This window comes from Halopseudomonas nanhaiensis, from assembly GCF_020025155.1.
GTDB classification, from domain to species: domain Bacteria; phylum Pseudomonadota; class Gammaproteobacteria; order Pseudomonadales; family Pseudomonadaceae; genus Halopseudomonas; species Halopseudomonas nanhaiensis.
Window position 1 is genome coordinate 3,328,270 of the sequence record NZ_CP073751.1, and the last position, 20,401, is coordinate 3,348,670.

At 59.9% G+C, this 20,401-nt stretch carries 27 protein-coding genes; 2 read left to right on the forward strand and 25 right to left on the reverse strand.

Annotated features, from left to right (window positions below):
- Nucleotides 1–7: 7 nt before the first annotated feature.
- From KEM63_RS15285 to KEM63_RS15295, 3 genes are read right to left on the reverse strand one after another with little or no spacing between them, the layout of a single operon-like run.
- Nucleotides 8–523, reverse strand: coding sequence for a MotA/TolQ/ExbB proton channel family protein (locus KEM63_RS15285; protein WP_223653139.1), 516 nt, complete (start codon nucleotides 521–523; stop codon nucleotides 8–10).
- Nucleotides 516–1,874: a MotA/TolQ/ExbB proton channel family protein gene (locus KEM63_RS15290; RefSeq protein WP_423747868.1), complete on the reverse strand. Its 1,359-nt coding sequence runs from the start codon at nucleotides 1,872–1,874 to the stop codon at nucleotides 516–518. Before KEM63_RS15290 ends, KEM63_RS15285 begins: the two co-directional genes overlap by 8 nt.
- Before the next feature lie 8 nt (nucleotides 1,875–1,882).
- On the reverse strand, nucleotides 1,883–2,647 hold the full coding sequence (locus tag KEM63_RS15295; RefSeq protein ID WP_223653143.1) for a DUF3450 domain-containing protein: 765 nt from the start codon (nucleotides 2,645–2,647) through the stop codon (nucleotides 1,883–1,885).
- A 198-nt stretch (nucleotides 2,648–2,845) separates the two neighbouring features.
- Between KEM63_RS15295 and KEM63_RS15300 the strand changes: the two genes are divergently transcribed.
- The gene (locus KEM63_RS15300; RefSeq protein ID WP_223653145.1) at nucleotides 2,846–3,514 is read left to right on the forward strand and encodes an OmpW family outer membrane protein; all 669 of its coding nucleotides are present in this window, start codon (nucleotides 2,846–2,848) and stop codon (nucleotides 3,512–3,514) included.
- Nucleotides 3,515–3,554: 40 nt separating this feature from the next.
- Here KEM63_RS15300 and KEM63_RS15305 read toward each other — a convergent pair whose 3' ends face one another.
- The 4 genes from KEM63_RS15305 to KEM63_RS15320 form a co-directional block, all read right to left on the reverse strand.
- Entirely contained in the window at nucleotides 3,555–4,433 is an 879-nt protein-coding gene (locus KEM63_RS15305) for a sugar nucleotide-binding protein (protein WP_223653148.1), read from the reverse strand.
- Between the two features lie 74 nt (nucleotides 4,434–4,507).
- Nucleotides 4,508–5,185 (reverse strand): histidine phosphatase family protein, encoded by a 678-nt coding sequence (locus KEM63_RS15310; protein WP_223653149.1) that lies wholly within the window; start codon nucleotides 5,183–5,185, stop codon nucleotides 4,508–4,510.
- 89 nt (nucleotides 5,186–5,274) lie between these two features.
- Nucleotides 5,275–5,757 carry a single-stranded DNA-binding protein gene (gene ssb, locus KEM63_RS15315; protein WP_223653151.1) on the reverse strand — a complete coding sequence of 161 codons (483 nt, stop codon included), beginning with the start codon at nucleotides 5,755–5,757 and terminating at the stop codon, nucleotides 5,275–5,277.
- A 26-nt stretch (nucleotides 5,758–5,783) separates the two neighbouring features.
- Nucleotides 5,784–7,154, reverse strand: coding sequence for an MFS transporter (locus tag KEM63_RS15320; protein ID WP_223653160.1), 1,371 nt, complete (start codon nucleotides 7,152–7,154; stop codon nucleotides 5,784–5,786).
- 192 nt (nucleotides 7,155–7,346) lie between these two features.
- On the opposite strand from KEM63_RS15320, the gene uvrA reads away from it, so the two are divergent.
- Nucleotides 7,347–10,184: an excinuclease ABC subunit UvrA gene (gene uvrA / locus KEM63_RS15325; RefSeq protein WP_223653163.1), complete on the forward strand. Its 2,838-nt coding sequence runs from the start codon at nucleotides 7,347–7,349 to the stop codon at nucleotides 10,182–10,184.
- A gap of 47 nt (nucleotides 10,185–10,231) precedes the next feature.
- Here uvrA and KEM63_RS15330 read toward each other — a convergent pair whose 3' ends face one another.
- The 18 genes from KEM63_RS15330 to rplN form a co-directional block, all read right to left on the reverse strand.
- Nucleotides 10,232–11,677: a catalase gene (locus tag KEM63_RS15330; RefSeq protein WP_223653165.1), complete on the reverse strand. Its 1,446-nt coding sequence runs from the start codon at nucleotides 11,675–11,677 to the stop codon at nucleotides 10,232–10,234.
- Between the two features lie 173 nt (nucleotides 11,678–11,850).
- Nucleotides 11,851–12,234 carry a 50S ribosomal protein L17 gene (gene rplQ, locus KEM63_RS15335; protein ID WP_093395542.1) on the reverse strand — a complete coding sequence of 128 codons (384 nt, stop codon included), beginning with the start codon at nucleotides 12,232–12,234 and terminating at the stop codon, nucleotides 11,851–11,853.
- Between the two features lie 26 nt (nucleotides 12,235–12,260).
- The gene (locus KEM63_RS15340; RefSeq protein ID WP_223653167.1) at nucleotides 12,261–13,262 is read right to left on the reverse strand and encodes a DNA-directed RNA polymerase subunit alpha; all 1,002 of its coding nucleotides are present in this window, start codon (nucleotides 13,260–13,262) and stop codon (nucleotides 12,261–12,263) included.
- 26 nt (nucleotides 13,263–13,288) lie between these two features.
- On the reverse strand, nucleotides 13,289–13,909 hold the full coding sequence (rpsD, locus tag KEM63_RS15345; RefSeq protein WP_223653169.1) for a 30S ribosomal protein S4: 621 nt from the start codon (nucleotides 13,907–13,909) through the stop codon (nucleotides 13,289–13,291).
- Between the two features lie 14 nt (nucleotides 13,910–13,923).
- Nucleotides 13,924–14,313, reverse strand: coding sequence for a 30S ribosomal protein S11 (rpsK, locus tag KEM63_RS15350; RefSeq protein WP_093395551.1), 390 nt, complete (start codon nucleotides 14,311–14,313; stop codon nucleotides 13,924–13,926).
- Between the two features lie 20 nt (nucleotides 14,314–14,333).
- Complete coding sequence (rpsM, locus tag KEM63_RS15355; protein ID WP_223653171.1) at nucleotides 14,334–14,690, reverse strand: 30S ribosomal protein S13; 357 nt, start codon at nucleotides 14,688–14,690, stop codon at nucleotides 14,334–14,336.
- 172 nt (nucleotides 14,691–14,862) lie between these two features.
- The gene (gene rpmJ, locus KEM63_RS15360) at nucleotides 14,863–14,979 is read right to left on the reverse strand and encodes a 50S ribosomal protein L36 (protein ID WP_074781302.1); all 117 of its coding nucleotides are present in this window, start codon (nucleotides 14,977–14,979) and stop codon (nucleotides 14,863–14,865) included.
- A 24-nt stretch (nucleotides 14,980–15,003) separates the two neighbouring features.
- Nucleotides 15,004–16,332 (reverse strand): preprotein translocase subunit SecY, encoded by a 1,329-nt coding sequence (gene secY / locus KEM63_RS15365; protein WP_223653173.1) that lies wholly within the window; start codon nucleotides 16,330–16,332, stop codon nucleotides 15,004–15,006.
- Complete coding sequence (gene rplO / locus KEM63_RS15370) at nucleotides 16,333–16,767, reverse strand: 50S ribosomal protein L15 (RefSeq protein WP_223653175.1); 435 nt, start codon at nucleotides 16,765–16,767, stop codon at nucleotides 16,333–16,335.
- A gap of 3 nt (nucleotides 16,768–16,770) precedes the next feature.
- On the reverse strand, nucleotides 16,771–16,953 hold the full coding sequence (rpmD, locus tag KEM63_RS15375; RefSeq protein ID WP_223653177.1) for a 50S ribosomal protein L30: 183 nt from the start codon (nucleotides 16,951–16,953) through the stop codon (nucleotides 16,771–16,773).
- A 6-nt stretch (nucleotides 16,954–16,959) separates the two neighbouring features.
- On the reverse strand, nucleotides 16,960–17,463 hold the full coding sequence (gene rpsE, locus KEM63_RS15380) for a 30S ribosomal protein S5 (protein ID WP_093395566.1): 504 nt from the start codon (nucleotides 17,461–17,463) through the stop codon (nucleotides 16,960–16,962).
- 11 nt (nucleotides 17,464–17,474) lie between these two features.
- Complete coding sequence (rplR, locus tag KEM63_RS15385) at nucleotides 17,475–17,825, reverse strand: 50S ribosomal protein L18 (protein ID WP_223653179.1); 351 nt, start codon at nucleotides 17,823–17,825, stop codon at nucleotides 17,475–17,477.
- Between the two features lie 10 nt (nucleotides 17,826–17,835).
- Nucleotides 17,836–18,366, reverse strand: a complete 531-nt coding sequence (gene rplF, locus KEM63_RS15390; RefSeq protein WP_223653181.1) for a 50S ribosomal protein L6 — start codon at nucleotides 18,364–18,366, stop codon at nucleotides 17,836–17,838.
- Between the two features lie 13 nt (nucleotides 18,367–18,379).
- On the reverse strand, nucleotides 18,380–18,772 hold the full coding sequence (gene rpsH / locus KEM63_RS15395; RefSeq protein WP_223653183.1) for a 30S ribosomal protein S8: 393 nt from the start codon (nucleotides 18,770–18,772) through the stop codon (nucleotides 18,380–18,382).
- 39 nt (nucleotides 18,773–18,811) lie between these two features.
- Entirely contained in the window at nucleotides 18,812–19,117 is a 306-nt protein-coding gene (gene rpsN, locus KEM63_RS15400) for a 30S ribosomal protein S14 (protein WP_223653185.1), read from the reverse strand.
- Between the two features lie 10 nt (nucleotides 19,118–19,127).
- A complete protein-coding gene (gene rplE, locus KEM63_RS15405; protein WP_223653187.1) occupies nucleotides 19,128–19,667 on the reverse strand; it encodes a 50S ribosomal protein L5 in 540 nt (179 codons plus the stop codon).
- Nucleotides 19,668–19,684: 17 nt separating this feature from the next.
- Complete coding sequence (rplX, locus tag KEM63_RS15410; RefSeq protein WP_223653189.1) at nucleotides 19,685–19,999, reverse strand: 50S ribosomal protein L24; 315 nt, start codon at nucleotides 19,997–19,999, stop codon at nucleotides 19,685–19,687.
- An 11-nt stretch (nucleotides 20,000–20,010) separates the two neighbouring features.
- Nucleotides 20,011–20,379: a 50S ribosomal protein L14 gene (gene rplN / locus KEM63_RS15415; RefSeq protein WP_088277353.1), complete on the reverse strand. Its 369-nt coding sequence runs from the start codon at nucleotides 20,377–20,379 to the stop codon at nucleotides 20,011–20,013.
- Nucleotides 20,380–20,401 lie beyond the last annotated feature (22 nt).

Genomic DNA, 20,401 nt, shown 5'->3' on the forward strand with positions numbered 1-20,401 from the left:
GCGGCTCCTAGTCGTGGTGCAACTTGTCGGTGAGCATCTGCAGCGCGCGACGCGCCTGCTGGTCAAGGCGTGCCAGGCAGAACAGACCGCTGATCGCGATGACCATGCCTGCCATGGTCGGTACCGTGGCACGGGAAACGCCGGCAGCCATCTCCCGTGGATTGCCGTTCCCGCTCAGCGCCATCACATCGAACACCTGCACCATGCCCGTCACGGTACCCAGCAGCCCCAGCAGCGGGCAGAGTGCGATCAGCACCCGCACCATCGGCAGATAGCGCGTGAGACGCTGCTGGGCCTGCGACAACCAGGCGTGGCGAATGCAGCGGGCCGGCAGGGAATGGCGATCGTCGCGTGCCAGCCAGTCTGCCTGCAGCCGACCGGCCTCGGCGGGAAAGATTCGCGACAGAAACCAGAGCCGCTCGAGCATCAACGTCCACAACAGGATGGTGGTGAACAGGATCGTCCACAGCACCCACCCGCCGCTGTCGAGGAAGTCTCGGAGCAGCCACAGCGCCTCAGTCACCTCGACGGTCCCCATTGCCGAGATGCAACGCGATCAACCCGGCGCTCTGCTGTTCCAGCAGCTGCACCAGGGCTTTGCTCCGGGCGGCCACCAGGCTGTGCAGAAACAGCAACGGAATTGCCACGACCAGACCCAGCACAGTGGTGACCAATGCCTGTGAAATGCCCCCGGCCATCATTTTCGGATCGCCGGTGCCGAACAGGGTGATGGCCTGGAAGGTGGCTATCATGCCAGTCACGGTTCCGAGCAGCCCCAGCAGCGGCGCCACGGCGGCGAGCAGCTTGATCAGACCCTGCCAGCGCTCCAGACGCGGTGTCTCGCGCAGGATTGCCTCATCCAGTTTCAGCTCAAGCGTATCGAGCTCTTCAAGACGCGGATGGTCCCCAATCACGCCCAGCACCCGGCCCAACGGGTTGTCCTGATGAAGATGATCAAGATCGTCGGCCTGATGATCGATCCGTCGCGAGACCCGGTGCAGCCAGGCCAGGCGTGCGATGGCCAGCAGCAGACCAAGGGCACCCAGGCAGATGATCACATAGCCGACCAGCCCGCCCTGATGGACACGCTCGAGCAGCGAGGGCGTCAGCTGCTGCTGCGCCAGCACGTTGCCGCGTGTCGGATCGACCCAGAGGTCGGCCAGGCCTTCGCGCGGCTCGACAAAATCTTCGGCCAGGTTGCCACCGCCGGGCTGGCGTGCGGCCACCTGGAAGCGATTGGCGTCAGGCTCGTACAACAGATAGTCCTCGCCCTGCAAGGCTACGAACGGACCTACCGCAACCACCGGCAACACCTGCTGATGGCCGTCCCTTCCCGCGACGTCGGCAGCAAAGCGGACGACTCGACCGCTCGCCGTCATGTCCTGCTGGAGCATGTACCAGAACTGTTCGAGTTCGTCTGCCGTGGGTATCCCCCGGCTCTGTTCGAGCTTGCCGAGCAACTGCAAGCGCTCAGGGAACCGCGCGTTGAGCAGGGAATCCTGCCACTGACCCCGCGTATCGGCGGCCATCTGTCTGACCACGCCGAACAGCTCGCCGAGATTGCCGCTACGCTCATCCAGTTGGGTCCGTACCTCGCCGATGTCGTCTTCGAGCTGCTCGAATTCCGCCTGCAGACGATCAGTCTGCTCCTGTGTTTCTGCCAGCGCCTGCTCAGCCTCACGCATACGCGCCTGGCGCTGATCACGCTCGGCAACGAAGCGCTGCTCACGCTCACGCATAGCCTGCTGTTCGGCGCCACGCACCTCACGGATGCTCTCCAGGAGCGCGTCAAGACTGGCCGGGCCGGTCTCGCTCTGGGCAAGGCACACGGGCGTCAGCAGGCCAAGCAGAATACTGCCGATGAATCGGCGCATCGCGACGGTCATTGCGCATCCTCCTGAGCCTGGACGGGCGGCAGCGGCATGCGCAACAAGGCCGGGGTCTGCTGTTGCCGGGCAATGTTCATTCCCTGTTCAAGCGTGCGTCGATAGTCGCCGGGCAGGGCTGACCAACTGCCCTGCTGGGGATCCCAGTATCCCTGTTCACTGCCATCGGGCGTCTGGTAGAAGAGCATCACGCGCCCGAGCCGAAGAAAATCGACAACGCGGGTATCGTCGCCGCTGTGCAGCGCCCCGCGCCAGGCCTCAAGCGTGCGGCCATAGTCGCTTTCGATCTGATAGGCCTCGAGCACGCGGCGATATTTCTCCGCAACGCTGACGCCGGGACTGGCCATCAGCGACTTGAGCTGAGCCACGCGCTCGCGACGCTCCTCCAGCTGAAATGGCAGGTCAAGTTCAACGAACTGCTCCAGCGAACCGAGCATGCGCTGCAGCAGGGGGAGTACCGCGTGCTGTGTATCCTCGATGCTCGCCAACTGGGTTTGCAGCTGCTCCAGTTCATCGCGCTGCGACGCCACGATCCGCTCGAGCTGCTGGTTATAGTCGACAAGCTGCTCCCGACGGGTGAGCGCCTGCCGGTAGCGCTCGAGCGCATCACGCGTGGCGTCATCGAGCGCATCGATGCGTTGTTGGGATTGCACCGCGTCCCGCGTCAACGCCTCGCTTTCGTCAAGAGCGCGCTGGGCAGCGTCCTGCGCCAGCACCGAGAACGATGCGACGGCGGCCGCCACCATAAATACCGATCTCATTGCGAATCTCCCCCGGGAGAAGCCGGCCCGAGCGGCCAGCCACAAAAGAGAAGCATTATCATCGGCCTCAGACAAGACTTCAACCGCTGTGGCAGCGCGTCGCAGGGGACGGGGGTGAAGCATTGCTTCAGATCAATATTCGGCGCTTCGCTAGCGCATACAGTGGCGCCTGACAACACATGCATCAGGAGTTACATCATGTCTCGCGTTCCACAGAAGCTGTCCGCCGCCATCCTCCTCGCCCCGGCCCTGCTGGCCGCCTCGGTTACCGCACAGGCCTATGAAACGGGCGATGTGATCCTGCGCGCCGGCGCGGTTGCAGTAGACCCTCAGGAAAATAGCGGCAAGGTCAAACTCGACGGTACGGCCACCGACCTAGAAGTGGGCGTTGACAGCAACGTACAGCTTGGACTCACCGGCACCTTCATGTTGAGCGACAAACTGGGCCTGGGGCTGCTCGCGGCTACGCCGTTCAAGCACACCATCAACCTCAATGGCGTCGGCGAGCTGGCCGAGATCAAGCACCTGCCACCGACCCTCACCCTGCAGTATTTTCCGCTGGGATCCGGCTCGGCGCTGCAGCCCTACGTCGGGGCGGGCCTGAACTACACCACGTTCTTCAGCGAGGATTTCAAGTCCGGGCCATCGGCCGGGGGATTCAACGATCTGTCGCTGGACGACTCATGGGGGCTGGCACTGGAAGCCGGCGTGGACTACATGCTGACCGACAATATCGTCGTCAATGCCGCCGTCTGGTACGCCGACATCGACACCGAAGCCAACTTCAAGGTCGGCGACATCCCGGGCAAGGTCAGCGTCGACATTGACCCGTACGTGTACATGGTCGGGCTGGGCTACAAATTCTGAGCCAGCGAGGATAGGCGCATGACGGCCGCGAACGCGGCCGTCATGCGTTATGCGGATCGATCAGAGTACCGAGCTGCGCCCGCCAGGCACGCGGCTTGATGCCGAACGCCATCAGCAAGCGGCGACTCGTCAGTGCGGCATTCTGCGGTTCACGCCCTGCCATCTGCTGACTGGCGAAGGACACCGGCTGCACCACCGGGTCGGCATCGAGCTGCTGACTCGCAAGCAGCTCCTGGGCCAGACTCTTGGCGAATGAGATCCAGCTGGATATTTCGTTGCTGCCATAGTGATACGTGCCGAACAGGGGCGCGTCACAGTCCAGCTGCTTCAGGATTGCCAGCATGACTCGCGCTGCATCGTCAATCGGAGTCGGATTACCGCGCCATTCCTCTGCCAGCTGCACTGGCTCTCCACTGTGCATCTGCTCGAGCAGTCGGCCAAGCAGACCCTCGGGCGAACAATCCAGCAACCAGCTGAAGCGCAGAATGAGATGACGATCCGTGGCGGCGCGCAGCTGCTTTTCCAGCTCGGCCTGCAGCCGTCCCAGCGGATCGGAGGGAGCCAGTTGATCCTTTTCGGTGTACGCGCCGGCCTTCAGACCATCGAACACACGCGCGCTGGAGAGCATGAACAGACCGATGTCGTGCCTGGAGCAACGCTCTATGAGCGCTGTATTGAAGCGCTGCTGAACGGCAAGCGCCGCGTCGTCGAGCAGACCAAGCTGAAACTGCTCATGATAAAAAGCCAGATTCACCACCAGATCAGGGCTCTGCTCGACAATCGAGTCCAGCGCCTGCTCGCTCCAGCCAGCGGCAGGCATATCCAGCGTCTGCAGCAGAATCGATTCCACAGTCGCCTGCGCCAGCAAGGCCTGACCCAGACGGGTCTCTTTCCCCAGCAGCAAAACCCGCATGCGCATCTGAATCAGCCTTGTCTCGTCAACGGAATCTGCGCCTATTGTGCAGTGTTACGCAGACGTCGTCACCACGCGCCTTATGCGTAGGTTATAAGCGCCTGGTGTTGCGGATGATCAAGGTGCGGCACGCTGTTGAACGTACTCAGGCGCATCGACCGGTGGTTGAACACGCACTGGATGAGCCCGGTATTGCGCGTCTGCAGATTCAGCTCGACCATCGTTTCACAGGGCGCACCGAGCAGTTGGCGAACCAGCATGGCGATGGCGCCGCCGGAACTGATCGCGAGCACCCGCTTGCCGGCGCAGCGCGCCATCAGGTCGCTCCGCATGAAGGCGACGCGCTCTTCGAATGCCGCCCAGGTCTCGGGCAACTCGCCCTCGAGTTCGGCTTTCGACCAGAGGATGATGCCCTTGCGCAGGCGCTTGAAGAAATCGGCGACCGATGGCTTCTCAGGCATCGGCTCTTCGGGAAACTGCGCGGTATAGGCCGACAGGATCGCGTGGAAATCGAATTCATTGAGCTGCGGGAACACCTCGAAGGCGGGATCGACCAGACCGAGACCGGCGCAGATGCCCTCGGCAGTCTCGCGATGACGAACCATGTCGCCTGTGAGGATGTGATCGAACTGCATATCCCGCTCTCGAAAGTAATCGCCGAGCAGGCGAGCCTGGCGATGCCCGGTCTCGGAAAGCTGGTCATAGTTGCTGGAGCCAAAGGACGCCTGGCCATGTCGCACAAAGTAGACTTCTGACATCGTGTGTTCGCTTTTATCTGGGCAAAACAAAGCCCGGTGGGCCGAAGAAATCATCCTCGGCCAAACCGGGCTGGTCGACCAGCTACATTCTAGAAAGGAATGTCGTCGTCAAAACTGTCGTAATCGGGCATCGCCTGCGGTTGCTGCTGAGCCGGCTGGGGCGACGGCTGCTGCTGCGGGCGTTGCTGCTGAGGACGCGACGGCGCGGCGCCCTGCTCTCCGCCCTGAGGACGACCATCGAGCAACTGCATCTGCCCACCCATGTCGACCACTATCTCGGTGGTATAGCGCTTGACACCGTCCTTCTCCCACTCGCGCGTCTGCAGCCGGCCTTCGATATACATCTTCGAACCCTTGCGCACATATTCGCCGACCACTTCGGCAATACGCCCGAAGAACACCACGCGGTGCCACTCGGTACGCTCCTGCTGCTGGCCGGTCTGCTTGTCCTTCCAGCTATCGGAGGTAGCAAGCGTGACGTTGGCAACGGCGTTGCCGTTGGGCAGATAGCGGACTTCCGGGTCGCCACCGACGTTGCCGATCAGAATTACCTTGTTGACGCCTCTGGCCATTTTCAAATCTCCTGACGTGCCTGAGCTCAGGCTGGTTGTAGCACTCGATCCAGCGCTTCGCGATCCAGCACCTGCGTATCGACTTTGATGTATGCGGCCGCTTCCTCGGCCACGATTACCGCCTCGGCCACGCCCGGCACCGCGAGAATTCGCCGGAGCAGCGCCTCATCCCGGGAGTGCGTGTCGGGCAACGGCAGGCGATAGCTTTTGACATAGGGCGGTTGACTCATGGTAACACCAATCGCCAACCAGGAAAGAGCGAGCACAGCGCACAGCAGGAAAACCCCTCCCAGTCCGAACTGCCCGTAAACGGCCCCGCCGAGCGCGCCCCCGAGCGCAGCGCCAATGAACTGGCTGGTGGAGTAGATTCCCATCGCAGTGCCCTTGGCACCCGGTGGGGCGACCTTGCTCAGCAGTGACGGGAGCGTGGCCTCGAGCAGGTTAAATGCGGTGAAGTACACGATAATGGAAACGACCAGACCGTCCAGCGAGTCGAGATTGAGCCAAAGCAGACCCTGGACCAGCGCCAGCAGTGCGACGGCACCAAGCAGCACCTGTTTCACCCGGCGCTTGCGTTCGGCGTAAAAGATGGCTGGCACCATCGCGACGAAGGATACCAGCAGCGCGGACAGGTACACCCACCAGTGCTGACTGGTCGGTAACCCGCCGCGATCCTGCAGCGCCAGCGGGATGACTACGAAACTCGCCATGAGGATCGCGTGCAGGACGCCGATGCCGTAGTTCAGCCGCAGCAGTTCCGGATTGCTCAACGCCGGCAGCAGCGCTGATCGCACCACGCCGGCTTCCCGATGCTGCAGCGCGAGGGTAGGCGTGGGCACCACCCATGCCACCAACCCCAGCCCGACCACCGCCAGCGCTACGGTGGTATAGAACACCCCCGCCAACCCGGCAGCCGCCGCGATCAACGGCCCGGCGATCATGGCCAGGCCAAAGGACACGCCGATGCTCATTCCGATCATGGCCATCGCCTTGGTGCGGTGTTGATCTCGTGTGAGATCCGCAACCAGCGCCATGATCGCAGCAGCAATCGCTCCTGCGCCCTGCAGAATGCGGCCGAGCACCACTCCCATCATGCTGTCGGCTTGCGCCGCCACCAGCCCGCCCAGGGCGAACAGGATAAGTCCGCCGATGATGACCGGCTTGCGGCCGATGCGGTCGGACAACATGCCGAACGGAATCTGCAACAGCGCCTGGGTGAAACCATAGGCTCCTATGGCCACTCCTATGAGCAACGGCGTCGCGCCTTCGAGATGCTGACCGTAGGTGGCCAGTACCGGCAGGACCATGAACAGGCCGAGCATGCGAAAGGCGAACACGGCCGCGAGCGACACCGCGGCGCGGCGCTCGACCGGCGACATCGAATCAGCCTGCTGCATGGAATCTCCGGGTTCGAAAAGGCGCGCATTTTAGCACGCATGACTACGCAGCGTAGCGCTTGCAACGCTGCGTCTGGACATCTCTGGTTGCAATGCGAACGGGAAATTACGGCTGCGAAGGCCGGGATTTTGCTGCCCTGCTCGCGGGCAACGTATACTAACCGGCTTTGCTGGCCGCTGGGTAAAAGTACTGTGGATACCATTCTCATCCGTGGGGCACGCACCCACAATCTGAAGAACGTCGATCTCGATCTGCCCCGTGACAAGCTCATCGTGATTACCGGCCTGTCCGGTTCCGGAAAATCGTCCCTCGCTTTCGACACGCTGTATGCCGAAGGGCAGCGACGTTATGTCGAATCGCTGTCGGCCTACGCCCGTCAGTTCCTGTCGATCATGGAGAAACCCGATGTCGACCACATCGAGGGACTGTCTCCGGCGATCTCCATCGAGCAGAAGTCGACCTCGCACAACCCACGCTCGACGGTCGGCACCATCACTGAAATCTACGATTACCTGCGCCTGCTGTTCGCGCGGGTCGGCACACCCCGCTGCCCCGATCATGACCTGCCGCTGACCGCGCAGACCGTCAGCCAGATGGTGGATCAGGTGCTTGCCCTACCGGAAGGCAGCAAGCTGATGCTGCTGGCGCCGGTCATGCGCGAACGCAAGGGTGAACACCTGGCGCTGTTCGAGGAGCTGCGCGCCCAGGGTTTCGTACGTGCCCGTATCAACGGCCGCATCCACGACCTGGACGAAGCGCCCGCGCTGGAGAAGAACAAGAAGCACACGATCGAAGTCGTCGTCGATCGCTTCAAGGTACGCGCCGATCTGCAGCTGCGCCTCGCCGAGTCCTTCGAGACGGCACTGAATCTTGCCGACGGACTGGCGATCATTGCGCCGATGGAGGGCGAGAAACTGGCGCCCGAGATCGTCTTCAGCGCACGCTTTGCGTGCCCCCAATGCGGCCATTCGATCAGCGAGCTCGAGCCGCGGCTGTTCTCGTTCAACAACCCCGCCGGCGCCTGCCCCACCTGCGATGGCCTCGGCGTGAAACAGTTCTTCGACAGCAAACGTCTGGTCAACGGCGAGCTGACACTCGCCGAGGGCGCCATTCGCGGCTGGGACCGACGCAACGTCTATTACTTCCAGATGCTCAGCTCCCTGGCCAACCACTACGGCATCAACCTCGATCAACCGTTCGGCGAGCTGCAGGACAAGCATCGCAAGTTGATCCTCAGCGGCACCGGTAGCGAGAAGGTCAGCTTTCGCTACCTGAACGATCGGGGTGACGTGGTGAAGCGCGAGCATCCGTTCGAAGGCATCCTGCCGAATCTTGAGCGGCGTTATCGGGAGACCGAATCGCAGAGCGTGCGTGAGGAGCTGTCGAAATACCTCAGCACCCAGCCCTGTCCGGAGTGCGCCGGCACGCGGCTGCGTCGCGAGGCACGTCATGTATTCATCGACGAGCGCAATCTGCCAGGGCTGACTACCCTTCCGGTCGGTGCGGCAGCGGAATACTTTGCCCAGCTGACCCTCCCTGGAAATCGCGGCGAAATCGCCGAAAAGATCCTCAAGGAAATCCGTGAGCGTCTCGCCTTCCTTGTCAATGTCGGACTGGACTACCTCACGCTCGACCGCAGTGCCGATACGCTGTCCGGCGGCGAAGCCCAGCGCATTCGCCTCGCCAGCCAGATCGGCGCCGGGCTGGTCGGGGTGATGTACATCCTGGATGAGCCTTCCATCGGTCTGCACCAGCGCGACAACGAGCGCCTGCTCGGCACGCTGGTGCACCTCCGCGACCTGGGTAATACGGTGATCGTCGTGGAACATGACGAGGACGCCATCCGGCTGGCTGATTACGTGGTGGACATCGGTCCGGGCGCGGGGATCCATGGCGGCCGGATCGTGTCCCAGGGTACCCCTGGCGAAGTCATGGCGGACCCGAATTCACTGACCGGACTGTACCTGTCCGGACGCATGAAGATTGCCGTACCGGCACAGCGCACGCCCCCGCGCAAGAACGAGTGGCTGCGCCTCAAGGGAGCCTGTGGCAACAACCTGCAGAACGTCAATCTGGAGATCCCTGTTGGGCTCATGACGTGCGTCACCGGCGTGTCCGGCTCCGGCAAGTCAACCTTGATCAACAACACACTGCACCCGATCACGGCGACCGCCCTGAATGGGGCGACGACGCTGGACGTCGCTCCGTACACCAGCTTTGACGGCCTGCAACACCTGGACAAGGTGGTCGACATCGACCAGAGCCCGATCGGGCGTACGCCACGCTCCAATCCTGCGACCTACACAGGCCTGTTCACGCCGATTCGCGAGCTGTTTGCCGGGACGCAGGAGGCTCGCTCGCGTGGCTACAAGGCTGGACGTTTCTCGTTCAACGTCAAGGGTGGGCGGTGCGAAGCGTGCCAGGGCGACGGGCTGATCAAGGTGGAGATGCACTTTTTGCCCGACATCTACGTCCCGTGCGACGTGTGCAAGAGCAAGCGTTACAACCGCGAAACACTGGAAATCAAATACAAGGGCAAGAACATCCATGAGGTCCTGGAGATGACCATCGAGGAAGCCCGAAGCTTCTTCGACGCCGTCCCGGCCCTGGCGCGCAAGCTCCAGACCTTGATGGAGGTCGGCCTCTCCTATATTCGTCTCGGGCAGTCGGCGACGACGCTCTCGGGTGGTGAGGCGCAGCGGGTGAAACTGGCGCGTGAGCTGTCGAAACGCGACACCGGCAAGACGCTGTACATCCTCGACGAGCCCACAACGGGTCTGCATTTTGCCGATATTCAGCAGCTGCTCGACGTCCTGCACCGACTGCGTGATCACGGCAACACCGTCGTGGTCATCGAGCACAATCTGGATGTGATCAAGACGGCAGACTGGATTGTCGATCTGGGGCCCGAGGGTGGGTCCAAGGGCGGACAGATCATTGCCAGCGGAACGCCAGAACAGGTTGCCGAGATGAAGCACTCGCATACCGGTCTGTTCCTCGGTCCCCTGCTGAAACGCGATCGGGCATAACCGCCATAGAAAAACCGGGCATCAGGCCCGGTTTTTTTTAACGGCTCCTATATCAACGCTTTCAAAGCTGCCCTGACACCGTTGCCGTAGTCGGGATGAATCCTGTCGAAATGACCAAGCTGACGCTCGATGATGAACCCGGGTACACCCTGCATCGCCGCAGCAATGTTGCTGAACAACCGCAGCTTCTGGCCTTCGTCGAACAACTCGAACAGCGCACGCGGCTGATCGTAGTCATCGTTGCCTGCCCGGTGATCGTATCGATCGGCGTCGCCTTCAAGCGGCAGTGGCGGCTCCCGATGTTCCGGGTTCTGCGTCGGCCCGCCAAACGAATTGGGCTCATAGTACGCATCGGCCACCGGCATATTCGGCATGAAGCGCATGGCTCCGTCCTTGTGATAGTGATGCACCGGACATTTAGGCGCGTTGACCGGCAGCGCCTCGTAATGCGTGCCCAGGCGGTAGCGATGCGCGTCCGCGTAGGAAAATACGCGCGCCTGCAGCATCTTGTCGGGAGAAAAGCCGACGCCAGGGATTACGTTGGATGGCGAATAGGCTGCCTGCTCGATCTCGGCAAAGTAGTTCTCAGCATTGCGGTTAAGCTCCAGGGTGCCCACCTCGATCAACGGAAACTCCCCGTGAGGCCAGACCTTGGTAAGATCGAATGGGTTGTAACGCGTGTGTTTGGCCTGCTCCTCGCTCATGATCTGCACACACATGCGCCAGCGCGGGAAATCGCCCCCTTCGATGGCACTGTACAGATCTTCCTGTGTGCTCTCGCGCGTTTTCCCGACGACCTTCTCCGCCTCTTCGTTGGTCCAGTGCCGATGTCCCTGCAGGGTCTTGAAGTGAAATTTGACCCAGAAACGTTCATTGGCTGAATTGATGAAGCTATAGGTATGCGAGCCGTAACCGTTGATGTGCCGCACGTCGGTAGGTAAACCACGGTCGGACATAAGCATGGTCACCTGGTGCAAGCTTTCCGGCGAAAGCGACCAGAAGTCCCACATGGCAGTCGGCGAGCGCAGATTTGTACGCGGATGGCGTTTCTGCGTATGAATGAAATCGGGAAACTTGAGAGGGTCGCGAACGAAGAACACCGGTGTGTTGTTGCCGACGATATCCCAATTGCCCTCTTCGGTATAAAACTTTACTGCGAAGCCGCGAACGTCGCGTTCGGCATCCGCTGCGCCAAGCTCCCCAGCGACGGTCGAAAAGCGCATCACCAGATCTGTCTGCTTGCCGATCTGGGAAAACAGCCGCGCGCGGGTGTACTGAGTGATGTCATGGGTGATGGTCAGCGTGCCAAAGGCGCCCCACCCTTTCGCATGAACCACGCGCTCGGGAATGCGCTCGCGGTTCTGGTGCGCAAGCTTTTCTATCAATTGATAGTCTTGCAGCAGCAGCGGCCCACGGGGGCCGGCGCTCAACGAGTTCTGATTGTCGGCAATGGGGTTGCCGGCACTGGTTGTCATGGTTTTTCTATCAAGCATGCGGAGTTCCTTGTGCGATTGGATCCGGGTGTTCGCCGGGCAAATGCAGTATCAGCCGCCTCGCTTAAAAGCTCTAATTTATAAACCAAAGCTCTTCGATAGATATCTACTAACATCAATTCACGCGCACAAAAAAGCCGAGCGATGCTCGGCTTTTTTTCGCAGCGGGCAGCTTACTCTTCAGAGGCAGCAGCCAGCTCCGGACGATCGACCAGCTCCACATAGGCCATGGGTGCAGCATCACCAGCGCGGAAGCCGCACTTGAGGATGCGCACGTAGCCACCGGGACGGTCGGCATAACGCTTGCCCAGGTCATTGAACAGCTTGCCCACAGCTTCTTTGCTGCGGGTGCGGTCGAATGCCAGGCGACGGTTGGCCACGGTGTCTTCCTTGGCCAGGGTGATCAGGGGCTCAGCCACACGGCGCAGTTCTTTTGCCTTGGGCAGAGTAGTCTTGATCAGTTCGTTTTCGAACAGCGACACTGCCATGTTCTGGAACATGGCCTTGCGGTGTGAGCTGGTCCGATTCAGGTGACGACCACTTTTACGATGACGCATCTTTCAAATCCTCGGTGTCGAGACGATCAGGCAGAAACCTTATCGTCCTTCTTCAAGCTTGCCGGCGGCCAGTTGTCCAGACGCATACCCAGTGACAGACCACGCGAGGCCAGAACGTCCTTGATTTCTGTCAGGGACTTCTTGCCAAGGTTCGGGGTCTTCAGCAGTTCCACTTCGGTACGCTGGATCAGATCGCCAATGTAATAGATATTTTCGGCTTTCAGGCAGTTGGCTGAACGCACTGTCAATTCCAGATCATCAACCGGGCGCAACAGGATCGGATCAATCTCGTCTTCCTGATGCTCTACAACCGGCTCATGATCGCCCTTCAGGTCGACGAATGCGGCCAGCTGCTGCTGCAGGATGGTCGCAGCGCGGCGAATGGCTTCTTCCGGATCCAGCGTGCCGTTGGTTTCCAGATCGATGATCAGCTTGTCCAGGTTGGTGCGCTGCTCTACACGAGCACTTTCGACGACGTACGCGACGCGGCGAACCGGTGTGTAGGTGGCGTCCAGCTGTAGACGGCCAATCGAACGGCTTTCGTCTTCGTCAGACTGACGGGCGTCGGCCGGCTCATAGCCACGACCGCGAGCGACCGTGAGCTTCATGTTGAGCGAACCGTTGGCAGACAGGTTGGCGATGACGTGATCGGGGTTGACGATCTCGACGTCGTGGTCCAACTGAATGTCTGCGCCAGTCACGGCACCCGGACCCTTCTTGGAAAGGTTCAGGGTAACGTGATCACGACCGTGCATCTTGATTGCCAGGCCTTTCAGGTTCAGCAGGATCTCGATGACGTCTTCCTGCACGCCTTCGATGGCGCTGTACTCATGCAACACGCCGTCGATTTCCGCCTCTACCACGGCGCAACCGGGCATGGAGGAGAGCAGAATGCGACGCAGCGCATTGCCCAGGGTGTGACCGAAACCACGCTCCAGCGGCTCCAAGGTAATCTTGGCGCGCGTGGGCGAGCTTTCCTGTACGTCGATATGACGCGGTGTTAGAAACTCGGTAACCGAACTTTGCATGGGAGGCACCTTTTGCTGTCTGTCGCTTACTTGGAGTACAGCTCGACGATCAGGTTTTCGTTGATGTCGGCGTACAGATCGCTGCGTGCAGGCAGGCTCTTGAACACGCCTTCCTTCTTCGCTGCGTCGACTTCCAGCCATTCGACCGAGCCACGCTGAGCAGCCAGATCCAGCGAGCCGCTGATGCGCAGCTGGTTCTTGGCTTTCTCGCGTACAGCAACCACGTCACCCGGAGATACCAGGAACGAAGCGACGTTGACGGTCTTGCCATTTACCATGATTGCCTTGTGCGAAACCAGCTGACGCGCTTCGGCACGGGTGGAGCCGAAGCCCATCCGGTAAACCACGTTATCCAGGCGACGCTCGAGCAACTGCAGCAGGTTTTCGCCGGTTGCGCCTTTCAGGCGAGCGGCTTCCTTGTAGTAGTTGCTGAACTGACGCTCGAGGATGCCGTAAATACGACGTACCTTTTGCTTTTCACGCAGCTGGGTGCCGTACTCGGACAGACGACCACGGCGCTGGCCGTGTACGCCCGGAGGGCTTTCCAGCTTGCACTTGGAGTCGAGGGCGCGGACGCCGCTCTTGAGGAACAGGTCAGTGCCTTCGCGACGAGACAGCTTGCACTTGGGACCAATATATCGAGCCATTTACCGTCTCCTGATTAAACGCGGCGCTTCTTGGGCGGCCGGCAGCCGTTATGTGGGATAGGGGTGACATCAGTGATGCCGCTGATCTTGTAACCACAAGCATTCAGGGCACGAACAGCTGATTCACGACCCGGGCCGGGGCCCTTCACATTAACGTCGAGATTCTTGAGACCATATTCCAGGGCCGCCTGACCAGCACGCTCGGCAGCTACCTGGGCAGCAAACGGGGTGCTTTTACGCGAACCACGGAAACCGGAGCCACCAGAGGTAGCCCAACTCAGAGCGTTGCCCTGGCGATCGGTAATGGTGATGATGGTGTTATTGAAAGACGCGTGGATGTGGGCGATCCCATCGACCACCGTCTTTTTTACTTTCTTGCGAACACGAGCAGCAGGCTTAGCCATATCTGTATATTCCTTCGCGATTACTTACGGATCGGCTTGCGCGGACCCTTGCGGGTACGAGCATTGGTCTTGGTGCGCTGACCGCGGACCGGCAGGCCCTTACGGTGACGCAGACCACGGTAGCAACCCAGATCCATGAGACGCTTGACGTTCATGTTGATCACACGACGCAGGTCACCTTCAACGGTGCTCTTGGCTACCTCGTTGCGCAGCAGATCGACCTGCTCCTCGCTGAGATCCTTGATTTTTGCACTGGGGGCGATTCCAGTGGAGGCACAGATTTGCTGTGCCTTGGTCTGACCGATACCAAAGATATAGGTCAGTGAGATAACAGTGTGCTTGTTATCCGGGATGTTGACGCCTGCAATACGGGCCATCCAAATTACTCCGTCTGACAGCTACCTGACTCAACCTGCACGTCACGTATGGTTGCGTGAAAAAAGGTGCAGTAGGGTAGCGCTAACAAAAACAAAATTCAACCACCCGGCCAAATTGATTGGCCGGGTGGCGGTTATCCTGAGACGTAGTCTTCAACCAGAAGGCGGGGAATTAACCCTGACGCTGTTTGTGACGGGGCTCAGCGCTGCAGATGACCCGAACGCTACCGTTGCGACGGATGACCTTGCAGTTACGGCAAAGCTTTTTGACTGATGCAGCAACTTTCATAAAGTACTCCTGAAACCCGACGACTCAGCGCAGCATGCCGCTACCGTAGCCTTTCAGGTTCGATTTCTTCATAAGAGACTCGTACTGCTGAGAAACGAGGTGCGATTGTACTTGCGACATGAAGTCCATAACAACCACAACGACGATCAGCAGCGAGGTCCCACCCAGATAAAAGGGTACGTTCGCCGATACCACCAGGAACTGTGGCAACAGGCAGACCGCAGTGATGTACAGCGCACCGAACATGGTCAGGCGCGTGAGCACGCCATCGATGTAACGCGCGGACTGTTCACCCGGGCGAATACCCGGAATGAAGGCACCGGACTTCTTGAGGTTCTCGGCCACGTCCTTCGGATTGAACATCAGGGCCGTGTAGAAGAAACAGAAGAAGATGATCCCTGCGCTGAACAGGATGATGTTCAGCGGCTGTCCGGGCGCAATGGCCTGAGACACGGCCTGCAGCCAGCCCATGTTTTCACCCTGGCCGAACCAGGTTCCCAGCGAAGCAGGGAACAGCAGAATGCTGCTGGCAAAAATTGCCGGAATCACACCCGCCATATTGACCTTGAGGGGCAGATGACTGGTTTGCGCTGCAAAGACCTTCCGGCCCTGTTGACGCTTGGCGTAATTCACGGTGATGCGGCGCTGGCCACGCTCGACGAACACGACGAAGGCGATCAACGCTATCGCCAGAATCGCGATCGCGATCAGAGCGAAGATGTTGATGTCACCCTGACGGGCCGCTTCGAACGATTGGCCTACGGCGCTCGGGAGCCCGGCAACGATACCGGCGAAGATCAGCATGGAAATACCATTGCCGATGCCGCGCTCGGTGATCTGCTCACCCAGCCACATCATGAACATCGCGCCGGCGACGAAGGTGGTGACGGCTATGAAGTAGAAGCCGAAACCAGTCGAGAAAGCGACCCCCTGACTGGAGAGCCCAACCGACATACCTACCGCCTGGACCAGGGCCAGCACCAGCGTCAGATAACGCGTGTACTGGCTGATCTTGCGACGACCGGACTCCCCTTCCTTCTTCAACTGCTCGAGGGTCGGGCTGATCGCCGTCATCAGCTGCATGATGATCGATGCGGAGATGTACGGCATGATGCCCAGGGCGAAAATACTCATCCGCTCCAGTGCGCCGCCCGAGAACATGTTGAACAGGTTAAGGATGGTTCCCTCGTTCTGTCTGAACAGGTCGGCCAGGCGATCAGGGTTGATACCGGGTACCGGGATATGAGCCCCGATGCGGTATACGATGATCGCCAGGAACAGGAAGCGCAGGCGCCCCCAAAGCTCGGTCAGACCGCCTTGTTTCATGCCAGAGAGAGCGCCTTGCTTAGCCATTTATTCCTCGAACTTGCCGCCAGCTGCTTCAATCGCTGCACGCGCGCCCTTCGTGGCCATCAGACCCTTGACCTTTACTGCCTTGGTCAGGTCGCCCGACAGAACGATCTTGGCGCGGGTGTACTTGTTGCCGATGATGTTGGCATCTTTCAATGCCTGCAGGTCTACCACATCTGCATCCAGCTTGTTCAGCTCGCTGGTGCGGATTTCAGCAGTGACCATGGCGATCTTCGACACGAAGCCGAACTTCGGCAGACGACGGTGCAGCGGCTGCTGACCGCCTTCGAAACCCGGGGCTACCGTGCCGCCGGAGCGCGAAGTCAGACCCTTGTGGCCGCGGCCAGCGGTTTTACCCAGGCCGCTACCGATACCACGGCCGTGGCGGTGCTTTTCACGGCGCGCGCCCGGTGCGGAACGTAGATCATTCAGTTTCATGTTTTAGCCCTCAACCCGAACCATGTAGGCGACCTGATTGATCATCCCACGTACAGACGGGGTATCTTCGACCTCGACGGTGTGCCCAATACGGCGCAGACCGAGGCCCTTGACGCATGCCTTGTGGTTCGGCAGGCGGCCGGCAACGCTCTTGAACAGCGTCACTTTGATCATTTCTTTTGCCATGACCGATTACCCCACGATGTCTTCAACGGTCTTGCCGCGCTTGGCTGCAACAGACTCGGGAGCCTGCATAGCCTTCAGACCCTTGTAGGTAGCCTGAACGACGTTGACCGGATTGGTGGAACCGTAGCACTTGGCCAGGACGTTGTGCACGCCCGCGGCTTCCAGAACGGCACGCATCGCGCCACCGGCGATAACGCCGGTACCTTCCGATGCCGGCTGCATGAACACGCGGGAGGCGCCATGGGCAGCCTTGACCGGGTACTGCAGCGTGGAACCGTTGAGATCCACCTGGATCATGTTACGACGTGCGGCTTCCATGGCCTTCTGGATCGCTGCAGGCACTTCACGCGCCTTGCCACGACCGAAGCCCACGCGGCCCTTGCCATCACCCACAACAGTCAGTGCGGTGAAAGCGAAGATCCGGCCACCCTTTACTACCTTGGCAACGCGGTTAACCTGTACCAGCTTCTCGATATAACCTTCGTCGCGCTTCTGCTCGAAATTAGCCATAGATCTTACCCTTAGAATTCCAGCCCGCCTTCACGAGCGGCGTCGGCCAGCGCTTTAACGCGGCCATGGTACTTGAAGCCGGAACGGTCGAAGGAGACCTGTGTAACACCGGCGGCCTTGGCGCGCTCAGCAACGAGAAGACCGACTTTCTTGGCGGCTTCGATATTGCCGGTGCTGCCGCTGCGCAGACTCTCGTCAAGAGTCGATGCACTGGCCAGCACTTTGGAGCCGTCAGCTGAGATCACTTGCGCGTACATGTGCTGCGAAGAACGGTACACGCACAGACGTACGGCTTCCAGCTCGCGCTGCTTCAGACGCGAACGGCGAGCGCGACGGAGACGAATAACTTTTTTATCGCTCATTTGCTATGCCCTACTTCTTCTTGGCTTCTTTACGACGCACGACCTCATCGGCGTAGCGAACACCCTTGCCCTTGTAAGGCTCGGGACGACGGAAATCACGGATTTCCGCGGCTACTTGGCCGACCAGCTGCTTGTCGATGCCCTTGATGATGATGTCAGTCTGGCTCGGGGTTTCCGCAGAAACGCCTTCCGGCAGCTGATAGTCGATCGGGTGGGAAAAGCCCAGCGCCAGGGACAGAGTCTGACCCTTGGCCTGTGCCTTGTAACCTACACCAACCAGCTGCAGCTTGCGCTCGAAACCTTGAGTGACACCCAGGACCATGTTGTTGACCAGCGCACGAGTCGTGCCGGCCATCGCCATGTTCGGACTGCCAGGACGAGCAGCGAAACGCAGTTCACCATCTTCCTGGACCACTTCAACGGTCGGATGCAGGCTCAGTGCCAGGGCGCCCTTGGCACCCTTCACCGACAGTTCCTGGCCGTTGACCTTTACTTCTACACCCTGTGGCAATTTGACAGGGTTCTTCGCGACGCGAGACATCGGTAACCCCCTATCAGAATACGGTGCAGAGCACTTCGCCGCCGATACCGGCAGCGCGAGCAGCACGATCAGTCATCACACCCTTGTTGGTGGAAACGATCGACACGCCCAATCCACCCTTGACCTTGGGAATCTGGTCAACGGACTTGTACTGACGCAGGCCGGGACGGCTGATGCGCTTGAGTTCTTCAATTACCGGCTTGCCCTCGAAGTACTTCAGCTCGATCGACAGCACAGGCTTGGCATCGCCCTGCACTTCGTAACCGGCTACGTAACCTTCTTCTTTCAATACTTTGGCGACAGCCACCTTCAGCTTTGCCGAAGGCATGCTGACACTGGACTTTTCAGCCATCTGGGCATTACGGATACGGGTCAGCATGTCTGCCAACGGGTCCTGCATACTCATGGGCTTTCTGCTCCTGAAACTGAGTAATTAAGGTCTGGTTTACCAGCTGGCCTTGACCAGACCGGGTACATCACCGCGCATCGCCGCTTCACGCAACATGATGCGCGAAAGGCCGAATTTACGGTATACGCCGTGCGGACGGCCGGTCAGACGGCAGCGGTTACGCTGACGTACCGGGCTCGCATCACGCGGCAGTTTTTGCAGAGCTACCTGGGCATTCCAGCGATCTTCTACAGACGCGTTGGCGTTGCCGACAATAGCCTTGAGCTCGGCACGCTTGGCAGCGTACTTGGCAACCGTGCGAGCGCGTTTGGCCTCGCGGTTCTTCATGCTGACTTTAGCCATTACCTGACTCCTAGTTGCGGAACGGGAAGTTGAACGCGCGCAACAGCGCACGACCTTCGTCGTCGGTCCGCGCAGTGGTGGTCAACGTGATGTCCAGACCACGCAGGGCATCGATCTTGTCGTAATCGATTTCCGGGAAAATGATCTGTTCCTTGACGCCCATGCTGTAGTTACCGCGACCGTCGAACGACTTGGCGTTCAGGCCACGGAAGTCACGTACGCGCGGCAGGGAAATGGCCAGCAGACGGTCGAGAAACTCGTACATCTGCTCACGGCGCAGGGTCACCTTGACGCCAATCGGCCAGCCGTCGCGGATCTTGAAACCAGCGATCGACTTGCGTGCATAGGTCACGATGCCTTTGCGACCGGTGATCTTCTCGAGATCAGCCAGAGCGTTTTCGATGACCTTCTTGTCACCGACGGCTTCACCAAGACCCATGTTCAGGGTGATCTTGGTGATCTTGGGGACTTCCATCACGTTCTTCAGGCCCAGTTCTTCCTTGAGCTTGGGAACGATGTTCGTCCGATACTGTTCTTTCAATCTTGCCATGGTAAGCACCTAGATTCTCAAGCGTCGACGGCTTTTTGCGTCGACTTGAAAATACGAACCTTCTTACCGTCTTCGACCTTGAAGCCGACGCGATCGGCCTTGCTGGTCTCCGGGTTGAAGATAGCCACGTTGGAGACGTGGATTGGCGCCTCCTTTTCAACAATACCGCCCTGCGAACCAGCCATCGGATTCGGCTTGGTGTGGCGCTTGATAATGTTGACGCCGGAGACGACCAGGCGTGCGTCAGCCAGGACTTTTACGACCTTGCCGCGCTTGCCTTTGTCTTTACCGGCGATGACGATAACGTCGTCGTCACGTTTGATCTTTTGCATGACCGGGCTCCTTACAGCACTTCGGGCGCGAGGGAAACGATCTTCATGAACTGCTCATTGCGCAGCTCGCGAGTCACGGGCCCAAAGATGCGGGTACCGATCGGCTCATTCTTGTTGTTGAGCAGAACGGCAGCGTTGCCATCGAAACGGATCAGCGAACCGTCGGTACGGCGTACGCCGTGACGGGTACGCACGATGACCGCGTTGAGCACCTGGCCTTTCTTCACTTTGCCGCGCGGAATCGCTTCCTTCACGGTCACTTTGATGATGTCGCCAATGCCGGCGTAGCGGCGGTGAGAACCGCCCAGAACCTTGATACACATCACGCGACGTGCACCACTGTTGTCAGCCACATCCAGCATGGATTGAGTCTGAATCATAACTTTCTCCGACCCTTGAAAA

What these genes read in the sequence shown, in the direction of transcription:
- rplF (WP_223653181.1), bottom strand. Translation starts at nt 18,366, where the DNA reads ATGTCTCGCGTCGCGAAGAACCCTGTCAAATTGCCACAGGGTGTAGAA.
- rpsH (WP_223653183.1), bottom strand. Translation starts at nt 18,772, where the DNA reads ATGAGTATGCAGGACCCGTTGGCAGACATGCTGACCCGTATCCGTAAT.
- KEM63_RS15330 (WP_223653165.1), bottom strand. Translation starts at nt 11,677, where the DNA reads ATGCTTGATAGAAAAACCATGACAACCAGTGCCGGCAACCCCATTGCC.
- rplX (WP_223653189.1), bottom strand. Translation starts at nt 19,999, where the DNA reads ATGCAAAAGATCAAACGTGACGACGACGTTATCGTCATCGCCGGTAAA.
- KEM63_RS15310 (WP_223653149.1), bottom strand. Translation starts at nt 5,185, where the DNA reads ATGTCAGAAGTCTACTTTGTGCGACATGGCCAGGCGTCCTTTGGCTCC.
- rpsM (WP_223653171.1), bottom strand. Translation starts at nt 14,690, where the DNA reads ATGGCCCGTATTGCAGGCGTCAACATCCCGGATAACAAGCACACTGTT.
- KEM63_RS15305 (WP_223653148.1), bottom strand. Translation starts at nt 4,433, where the DNA reads ATGCGCATGCGGGTTTTGCTGCTGGGGAAAGAGACCCGTCTGGGTCAG.
- rplR (WP_223653179.1), bottom strand. Translation starts at nt 17,825, where the DNA reads ATGAGCGATAAAAAAGTTATTCGTCTCCGTCGCGCTCGCCGTTCGCGT.
- rplE (WP_223653187.1), bottom strand. Translation starts at nt 19,667, where the DNA reads ATGGCAAGATTGAAAGAACAGTATCGGACGAACATCGTTCCCAAGCTC.
- rpsE (WP_093395566.1), bottom strand. Translation starts at nt 17,463, where the DNA reads ATGGCTAATTTCGAGCAGAAGCGCGACGAAGGTTATATCGAGAAGCTG.
- KEM63_RS15340 (WP_223653167.1), bottom strand. Translation starts at nt 13,262, where the DNA reads ATGCAAAGTTCGGTTACCGAGTTTCTAACACCGCGTCATATCGACGTA.
- rplO (WP_223653175.1), bottom strand. Translation starts at nt 16,767, where the DNA reads ATGAAACTGAATGATCTACGTTCCGCACCGGGCGCGCGCCGTGAAAAG.
- rpsD (WP_223653169.1), bottom strand. Translation starts at nt 13,909, where the DNA reads ATGGCTCGATATATTGGTCCCAAGTGCAAGCTGTCTCGTCGCGAAGGC.
- KEM63_RS15295 (WP_223653143.1), bottom strand. Translation starts at nt 2,647, where the DNA reads ATGAGATCGGTATTTATGGTGGCGGCCGCCGTCGCATCGTTCTCGGTG.
- rplQ (WP_093395542.1), bottom strand. Translation starts at nt 12,234, where the DNA reads ATGCGTCATCGTAAAAGTGGTCGTCACCTGAATCGGACCAGCTCACAC.
- rpmJ (WP_074781302.1), bottom strand. Translation starts at nt 14,979, where the DNA reads ATGAAAGTTGCTGCATCAGTCAAAAAGCTTTGCCGTAACTGCAAGGTC.
- KEM63_RS15320 (WP_223653160.1), bottom strand. Translation starts at nt 7,154, where the DNA reads ATGCAGCAGGCTGATTCGATGTCGCCGGTCGAGCGCCGCGCCGCGGTG.
- rpsN (WP_223653185.1), bottom strand. Translation starts at nt 19,117, where the DNA reads ATGGCTAAAGTCAGCATGAAGAACCGCGAGGCCAAACGCGCTCGCACG.
- ssb (WP_223653151.1), bottom strand. Translation starts at nt 5,757, where the DNA reads ATGGCCAGAGGCGTCAACAAGGTAATTCTGATCGGCAACGTCGGTGGC.
- rpmD (WP_223653177.1), bottom strand. Translation starts at nt 16,953, where the DNA reads ATGGCAAAAGAAATGATCAAAGTGACGCTGTTCAAGAGCGTTGCCGGC.
- KEM63_RS15290 (WP_423747868.1), bottom strand. Translation starts at nt 1,874, where the DNA reads ATGCGCCGATTCATCGGCAGTATTCTGCTTGGCCTGCTGACGCCCGTG.
- KEM63_RS15300 (WP_223653145.1), top strand. Translation starts at nt 2,846, where the DNA reads ATGTCTCGCGTTCCACAGAAGCTGTCCGCCGCCATCCTCCTCGCCCCG.
- rplN (WP_088277353.1), bottom strand. Translation starts at nt 20,379, where the DNA reads ATGATTCAGACTCAATCCATGCTGGATGTGGCTGACAACAGTGGTGCA.
- rpsK (WP_093395551.1), bottom strand. Translation starts at nt 14,313, where the DNA reads ATGGCTAAGCCTGCTGCTCGTGTTCGCAAGAAAGTAAAAAAGACGGTG.
- secY (WP_223653173.1), bottom strand. Translation starts at nt 16,332, where the DNA reads ATGGCTAAGCAAGGCGCTCTCTCTGGCATGAAACAAGGCGGTCTGACC.